Raw genomic sequence first — 6,916 nt, forward strand, 5'->3', positions numbered from 1 at the left:
GCTTACATCAGCCGGCTCTGCTTCGCTGCTGCCTCGATGAACGACGCAAACAGCGGGTGCGGCTCAAACGGCCGCGACTTCAGCTCGGGGTGGAACTGGACGCCGATGAACCAGGGATGGTCCTCGTATTCGACGATCTCCGGCAGCACACCATCGGGCGACATGCCGGAGAAACGCAGGCCGTGCTGCTCGAGGCGGTCCTTGTAGGCGGTGTTGACCTCGTAGCGATGGCGGTGCCGCTCGGAAATCTCGGTCGCGCCGCCATAGACCTGCGAGACGCGGCTGCCGCGGTTCAGCGCCGCGGGATAGGCGCCGAGCCGCATGGTGCCGCCGAGGTCGCCGCTCTGCGAGCGCTTCTCGAGCTCGTTGCCGCGCAGCCATTCGGTCATCAGGCCGACCAGCGGCTCGTTGGTCGGGCCGAACTCGGTCGAGTTGGCCTCCTCGATTCCGACGAGATTGCGCGCCGCCTCGATCACGGCCATCTGCATGCCGAAGCAGATGCCGAAATACGGCACGTCACGCTCGCGCGCGAACTGCGCCGCACGGATCTTGCCCTCGGCGCCGCGCTGGCCGAAGCCGCCGGGCACCAGGATGCCGTTGACGTGCTCGAGGAACGGCGCCGGGTCCTCGTTCTCGAACACCTCGCTCTCGATCCAGTCGAGATTGACCTTCACCTTGTTGGCGATGCCGCCGTGCGAGAGCGCCTCGATCAGCGATTTGTAGGCGTCCTTCATGCCGGTGTACTTGCCGACGATCGCGATCGTCACCGCACCTTCCGGATTGCGGACGCGCTCGTTGATGACGTTCCAACTCTGCAGCGCCGGCGGAATCTTCGCCGTAATGCCGAACGCGGCCAGCACCTCGTCGTCGAGGCCGGCGGCGTGATAGGCCTCTGGCACGGCGTAGATGTTGTCGACGTCGCGCGCCTCGATCACGGCGCTCTCGCGTACGTTACAGAACAGGCCGAGCTTGCGCCGTTCTTCCTTCGGGATTTCACGGTCGGTGCGGCACAGCAGGATGTCCGGCTGGATGCCGATCGAGCGCAACTCCTTGACCGAGTGCTGCGTCGGTTTTGTCTTGAGCTCGCCGGCACTTGGAATGTACGGCAAAAGCGTCAGGTGAATGTAGACGGCGTGATCGCGCGGCAGCTCGTTCTTGAGCTGGCGGATCGCCTCGAAGAACGGCAGGCCCTCGATGTCGCCGACGGTGCCGCCGATCTCGACCAGCACGAAATCGTAGTCGTCGTTGCCCGACAGCACGAATTCCTTGATCGCGTTGGTGACGTGCGGGACCACCTGGATGGTGGCGCCGAGATAGTCGCCGCGGCGCTCCTTGGTGATGATGTCCTGGTAGATTCGCCCGGTCGTGATGTTGTCGGCCTTGGTGGCCGGACGACCAGTGAATCGCTCGTAATGGCCGAGATCGAGATCAGTCTCGGCGCCGTCGTCGGTCACGAACACTTCGCCGTGCTGATACGGCGACATCGTTCCGGGATCGAGGTTGAGATAGGGATCGAGCTTGCGAAGGCGGACTTTGTAGCCTCGGGCCTGCAACAGAGCGCCAAGCGCCGCCGATGCCAGACCCTTTCCGAGCGAGGAGACCACGCCGCCGGTGATGAATATGTACCGCGCCATGGGACTTTACCTTTAAGCCGACTCCAGCGATTCGCAAAACGAATCGGCTGTTCCCGGCAAACAATCCACCGGGCTGTGGGTTACATTAAATTGGAAGCGATTTCAGAGCATTGATGGGGATTTCTGATGCAGGATGCCAGCGGTGCATCCTGCATGGCGCCCCTGCTTTATTGTGACCGTGGTGCCTGCGGGCCGCTCGGAGCCTGCTGCCCCTGCTGCTCGTCGGTCTTCTTCAGCGAATCGAGGATGCCGCCGGAGGTCGGTGCAGTGATCGGCGCGCCGCTGGCCGGCTGGGTCTGCGCCGGTGCGCCGGTGCCGATGATCGAGCTCGGCTTGCGGTCGTAGCCCGCATACCAGGACAGGAACAGGCTGGTGAGGAAGAAGCCGGCCGCGAGGATCGCGGTGGTCCGCGACAACAGATTCGCGGTGCCGCGGCTCGACATGAAGCCGGCGCCGCCGCCCATGCCAAGGCCGCCGCCTTCGGATTTCTGCAACAAAACAGCGCCGATCATGACGGCGACGATCATGAGATGGATAATGATAACGACAGTCTGCATCGCAAGCCTTCCGTCACAAGCCGCCAAGCGGCCAGACAAACGGCGCTATCGGCTTTGCGGTTTTTCGTGAAGTCGCGCCCTGTTACACGATTGGACCGGGCATTGTCACCCCCGAGATAGTCGCAATGGCTGACATCACAAGCGGTGCGGATTGCATCAGCTCGAGGCTTGATCGGAACCGGCCCTTTCCATTATAATAGACAAATGGATACTTTGATAGACGATCTGAGCCAACGCCTGGCGCAGCGGATCCGGCTCGAGCGCGACGGCCGGGGCTGGTCACTGGCCGAGCTTGCCGAACGCTCCGGCGTCTCGAAGGCGACGATCAGCAAGATCGAGCGCGCGGAGGTCAGCCCGACCGCGGTCGTGCTGGTGCGCCTCGCCTCGGCCTTCGACCTCACGCTGGCCGGGCTGATGTTGCGCGCCGAAGGACAGGGCGAGCGACTGTCGCGCGCCGCTACGCAGCCGATCTGGAGCGATCCGGAAACCGGCTATCTGCGCCGCCAGGTGTTCAGCCGTCCCGATCATCCGGTCGAGCTGGTGCGGGTGGAAATGCCGCCGAAGCAATCCGTGACCCTGCCCGCCTCGTCCTACGCCCATATCCGCCAACTGGTCTGGGTGCTGAGCGGCAGCCTCGTCATCACCGAAGCCGGCGCGCGCAATGTGCTCGGCGCCGGCGATTGCCTCGGCTTCGGCCCGCCCGCCGAGACCATCTTCGCCAACGAAACCAACGCCGGCTGCACCTACGTGGTCGCCCTGGCCCGGAGCTGATGCATGTCGCACTTCGCCATCAAGCCGCTCGAGGACGGGCCGGATCTGCGCAACGCGCTCGGCGCGCTGCTGGTCGAGACCGTCGCGAGCGGCGGCTCGGTGAGCTTCATGCATCCACTGCCGTTAAATGACGCGAAGGCATTCTGGCAGGATTCGCTTGGCGCCGCGGCGCGCGGCGAGCGAGTCGTGCTCGGCGCGTTCGACAGCGACAGCCTGATCGGCACCGTGACGCTGCTGCTGAAGCTGCCGCCGAACCAGCCGCATCGCGCCGAGATCGCCAAGATGATGACGCGCGTGAGTCACCGCAACCGCGGCGTGGCGACCGCATTGCTGCGCGCCGCCGAGCAGCTGGCGATCGCGCACGGGCGCACGCTGCTGGTGCTCGACACCGCCGTCGACGACGGCGCCGCGCTGCTTTACGAAAAGCAGGGCTTTCAGCTCAGCGGCATCATCCCCGACTACGCGCTGAAGCCGCATGGCGGCCTCACCGGGACGATGATCTACTGGAAGAAGATCGGAGTGACGACGGCCGAGTGAATCAGCAATCCCGTCATCCTGAGGCGCGAGCCTTGCGGCGCAATTGCGCCGCTGGGCGAGCCTCGAAGGATGCACGGCCACCAGCCGGGCCGTCGATCCTTCGAGACGCGCGCAAGAGCGCGCTCCTCGGGATGACGGTGTGAGAGCTCGGTTTGAATAGGCAGCCCTAACAGCCCGCGGCGATCGCCAAAAAGTCCGACGCCTTCAGGCTGGCGCCGCCGACAAGCGCGCCGTTGACATTGGCGACGGCCATCAGCTCGGCGGCATTCGACGGCTTCACCGAGCCGCCATAGAGGATCCTGATCCGGTTTCCCTCGCCCTTGAAGCGATCAGTGAGCTGACCTCGGATAAACCTGTGAACTTCCTCGACATCTCTGGCGGTCGGGGTCAGGCCGGTGCCGATTGCCCAGACCGGCTCATAGGCCACCACCAGATTGGCCGCGGTCGAGCCGTCGGGCAGCGAGCCCGCAAGCTGGGTGCCGCAGACGTCGAGCGTCTTGCCGGCGTCGCGCTGCTCGCGCGTCTCGCCGATGCAGACGATCGCGGTCAGGCCGGCGCGCCAGACGGCCTCCGCCTTCTGCCGAATCAAGGCGTCGGTCTCGCCATGGTCGGCGCGCCGCTCGGAATGGCCGACGATGATGGCGACCGCGCCGAGATCCCTAAACATTTCCGCCGAGAGGTCGCCGGTGTGGGCGCCCGACGCCTTCGGATGGCAATCCTGGGCGCCGACGGCGACCTTTGAGCCGCGCGCCTTGTCGGCAAAGGCCCCAACCAAAGTCGCCGGCGGACAGACCAGGAGATCGGCCTTCCCGGCGACATCGCCGGCGCCGGCCAGCATCGCATCGAACTCGGCAAAAGAGGATTTCAGGCCGTTCATTTTCCAGTTGCCGGCGATCAGCGGCCGGATGGCGTCGGTCATGTCGGATTTCCCATCATTCAAGCGTGTTCCTGCGCTATCAGAGCCGGGCGGCGACTTCCAGCGTGTGGCTTCGCGCCTGCCGTGCGACGCTTCCGCCCGCGCGCCCGAGGTTGCGGGGGGACACGAGCCACTTTATAAGCGTTTTCAATTCGGTGACGCCCTGCTGCTGGACAAAAAGTCCCAACTTTTAGTCCCACTTGGGTACGACCCGGTTCCCCTCCTGTAAAACAAGTTGGACCCATGCTTCGAGGAATGCGGAAAGCCTCATCAAACTGGCTCGGCAAGACGATTATGGCCGTGGTGATGGGCGTTTTGATCGTCAGTTTCGGAATTTGGGGCATTGCCGACATCTTCAAGGGGTTTGGCCAGTCGACCTTCGCCAAGGTGGGCGGGACCGAGATTTCGGCCGAGCAGTTCCGCCAGATCTATACCGACCGCCTGCAGCAGCTTGGCCGCCAGTTCGGCCGTCCGCTGACCCCGGACCAGGCGCGTGCCTTCGGGATTGACCGCCAGGTGCTGCAACAGACGCTCGCGGAGGCCGCGCTGGACGAGGAAGCGCGCCGCATGGGCCTCAACCAGTCCGATGCCGAGGTGCTGCGCACCATCTACAACGATCCGAACTTCAAGGGCCTCAACGGCCAGTTCGATCCGCAGCGCTTCCAGTCCGTGATCCGCAACTTCGGCTACACCGAGGGCCGCTATATCGCCGAGCAGCGCCGCGTCGGCCTGCGGCGACAGATAGCCGGCACCATCTCTTCTGGAATCGAGCCGACCAAGGCCGTGGTCGAGGCGCTGACCCGTTTCCAGAACGAGCAGCGCTCGATCGACTATGTCACGCTCGGCGCCGCACAGGCCGGCACCATCGATCCGCCCTCACCCGAGGCGCTGGCCGCCTATTTCGAGGACCACAAGGTCCAGTTCCGCGCGCCCGAGTACCGCAAGATCGCCTTCGTCGCGATCACGCCGGAAGAAATCGGCAAGTGGGAGACCGTGTCCGACGAGGATGCCAAGAAGATCTTCGAGGAGCGCAAGGACCGGCTCAGCACGCCGGAGAAGCGCGAGGTCTCGCAGATCGTGTTTCCGGACGCCGGAGAGGCGCAGGCCGCCCGCGCCCGCATCGCCTCGGGCACCTCGTTCGACGACATCGCCAAGGAGCGCAAGCTCAATCCCGCCGACGTCAATCTCGGTCTGGTCACGAAGTCGGCGATCCTCGATCCGGCCGTCGGCGACGCCGCCTTCTCCCTGCCCGCGAGTGAAGTCAGCCAGCCGGTCCAGGGCCGCTTCGGCGTGGCGCTGGTCAAGGTCGGGAAGATCGAGCCCGGCGTGACCCCGAACTATGAGAGCCTTGCGCAGCAGGTGAAGAACGAGATCGCGACCGAGCGCGCCCGCGCCAAGGTCGCCGAGCTCCGCGACAAGATGGAAGACGAGCGCGGCGGCGGCTCCAGCGTGATCGACGCGGCGCAGAAGCTGAAATTGACCGCTGTCACCATCGACGCGATCGATCGCTCGGGGCGTCTGCCGAACGGCCAGGTCGCGTCAAATATTCCGCGCGGCCTCGACGTGGTGTCGCAGGCCTTCAACAGCGACGTCGGCGTCGACAACGATCCGATCCAGTTCAACAACGGCTATGTCTGGTACGACGTAACAGGCATCACGCCGTCGCGCGAGCGCACCCTCGAGGAGGTCCGCGACCAGGTCGAGGCCAAGTGGCGCGAGGACCAGATCTCCGCCAAGCTGCGCGCCAAGGCGACCGAGATCGTCCAGAAGCTCGACAGCGGCGCCAAGCTCGCCGACGAGGCCACGGCGGCCGGCGTCAAGGTCGAGACCGCTGCGAACTTCCGCCGCGAGGCCACGCTGCCCAACGTGCCGGCCGGCGTGATCGCGGCCGCATTCCGCACCGCCAAGGACGGCGACGGACAGACCTCCGCGGCCGGCGGCAGCCAATGGGTGGTGTTCCGCGTCACCGATGTGACGGTGCCCCCGGTCGACTTCGCGTCCAACGAGGTCAAGCAGCTGAGCGAGGCGCTGCGGCGCTCGTTGAGCGACGAGCAGGTCGCGCAATATGTCGCGAAGATCGAGACCGATATCGGTGTGACCGTCAACCAGGCAGCCTTCGCGCAGGTGACAGGCGCAAATAATTGAGCATGATCGGGACAGCGCGGCGACGCGCTGCGCGCCGACCAAGCTCCAACAACAGACCCTGAGCCAGCGAATGGACGACCTGAAATCGATCATCGGAAAAGTCGCCACCGGCGCCACGCTGACGCGTGAAGAAGCGGCGTCCGCCTTCGACAGCATGATGTCGGGCGAAGCCACGCCCTCGCAGATGGGCGGGCTGTTGATGGCGCTGCGGGTGCGCGGCGAGACCGTCGAAGAGATCACCGGCGCGGTCAGCGCGATGCGCGGCAAGATGCTGCGGGTCACCGCACCGGCGGAGGCCGTCGACATCGTCGGCACCGGCGGCGACGGCTCGGGCTCGGTCAACGTCTCGACCTGCG

Annotated in this window: 6 protein-coding genes and 1 pseudogene; 4 read left to right on the top strand and 3 right to left on the bottom strand. The window is 65.3% G+C overall.

Annotated features, from left to right (window positions below; all coding sequences use genetic code 11):
* Nucleotides 1-2: 2 nt before the first annotated feature.
* Nucleotides 3-1,634 (bottom strand): CTP synthase, encoded by a 1,632-nt coding sequence (pyrG, locus tag H8B02_RS24440; RefSeq protein WP_229168630.1) that lies wholly within the window; start codon nucleotides 1,632-1,634, stop codon nucleotides 3-5.
* A gap of 167 nt (nucleotides 1,635-1,801) precedes the next feature.
* Entirely contained in the window at nucleotides 1,802-2,191 is a 390-nt protein-coding gene (secG, locus tag H8B02_RS24445) for a preprotein translocase subunit SecG (protein ID WP_092114570.1), read from the bottom strand.
* A 204-nt stretch (nucleotides 2,192-2,395) separates the two neighbouring features.
* Here secG and H8B02_RS24450 point away from each other — a divergent pair, with 204 nt between their 5' ends.
* Both H8B02_RS24450 and H8B02_RS24455 read left to right on the top strand, forming a co-directional pair.
* On the top strand, nucleotides 2,396-2,962 hold the full coding sequence (locus tag H8B02_RS24450; RefSeq protein WP_229168631.1) for a helix-turn-helix domain-containing protein: 567 nt from the start codon (nucleotides 2,396-2,398) through the stop codon (nucleotides 2,960-2,962).
* A gap of 3 nt (nucleotides 2,963-2,965) precedes the next feature.
* Nucleotides 2,966-3,499, top strand: coding sequence for a GNAT family N-acetyltransferase (locus H8B02_RS24455; RefSeq protein WP_229168632.1), 534 nt, complete (start codon nucleotides 2,966-2,968; stop codon nucleotides 3,497-3,499).
* Nucleotides 3,500-3,665: 166 nt separating this feature from the next.
* Here the strand turns inward: H8B02_RS24455 and tpiA are convergent, their stop codons facing one another.
* Entirely contained in the window at nucleotides 3,666-4,418 is a 753-nt protein-coding gene (gene tpiA, locus H8B02_RS24460; protein ID WP_229168633.1) for a triose-phosphate isomerase, read from the bottom strand.
* 240 nt (nucleotides 4,419-4,658) lie between these two features.
* On the opposite strand from tpiA, the gene H8B02_RS24465 reads away from it, so the two are divergent.
* Together H8B02_RS24465 and H8B02_RS24470 are read left to right on the top strand one after the other, a co-directional pair.
* Nucleotides 4,659-6,560: a peptidylprolyl isomerase gene (locus H8B02_RS24465; RefSeq protein WP_229168634.1), complete on the top strand. Its 1,902-nt coding sequence runs from the start codon at nucleotides 4,659-4,661 to the stop codon at nucleotides 6,558-6,560.
* 70 nt (nucleotides 6,561-6,630) lie between these two features.
* Nucleotides 6,631-6,916: pseudogene (locus H8B02_RS24470) on the top strand (anthranilate phosphoribosyltransferase); the annotation flags it as partial.

The organism is Bradyrhizobium altum (assembly GCF_020889705.1).
In the GTDB taxonomy this organism is placed as follows: domain Bacteria; phylum Pseudomonadota; class Alphaproteobacteria; order Rhizobiales; family Xanthobacteraceae; genus Bradyrhizobium; species Bradyrhizobium altum.

What these genes read in the sequence shown, in the direction of transcription:
- pyrG (WP_229168630.1), bottom strand. Translation starts at nt 1,634, where the DNA reads ATGGCGCGGTACATATTCATCACCGGCGGCGTGGTCTCCTCGCTCGGA.
- secG (WP_092114570.1), bottom strand. Translation starts at nt 2,191, where the DNA reads ATGCAGACTGTCGTTATCATTATCCATCTCATGATCGTCGCCGTCATG.
- H8B02_RS24450 (WP_229168631.1), top strand. Translation starts at nt 2,396, where the DNA reads ATGGATACTTTGATAGACGATCTGAGCCAACGCCTGGCGCAGCGGATC.
- H8B02_RS24455 (WP_229168632.1), top strand. Translation starts at nt 2,966, where the DNA reads ATGTCGCACTTCGCCATCAAGCCGCTCGAGGACGGGCCGGATCTGCGC.
- tpiA (WP_229168633.1), bottom strand. Translation starts at nt 4,418, where the DNA reads ATGACCGACGCCATCCGGCCGCTGATCGCCGGCAACTGGAAAATGAAC.
- H8B02_RS24465 (WP_229168634.1), top strand. Translation starts at nt 4,659, where the DNA reads ATGCTTCGAGGAATGCGGAAAGCCTCATCAAACTGGCTCGGCAAGACG.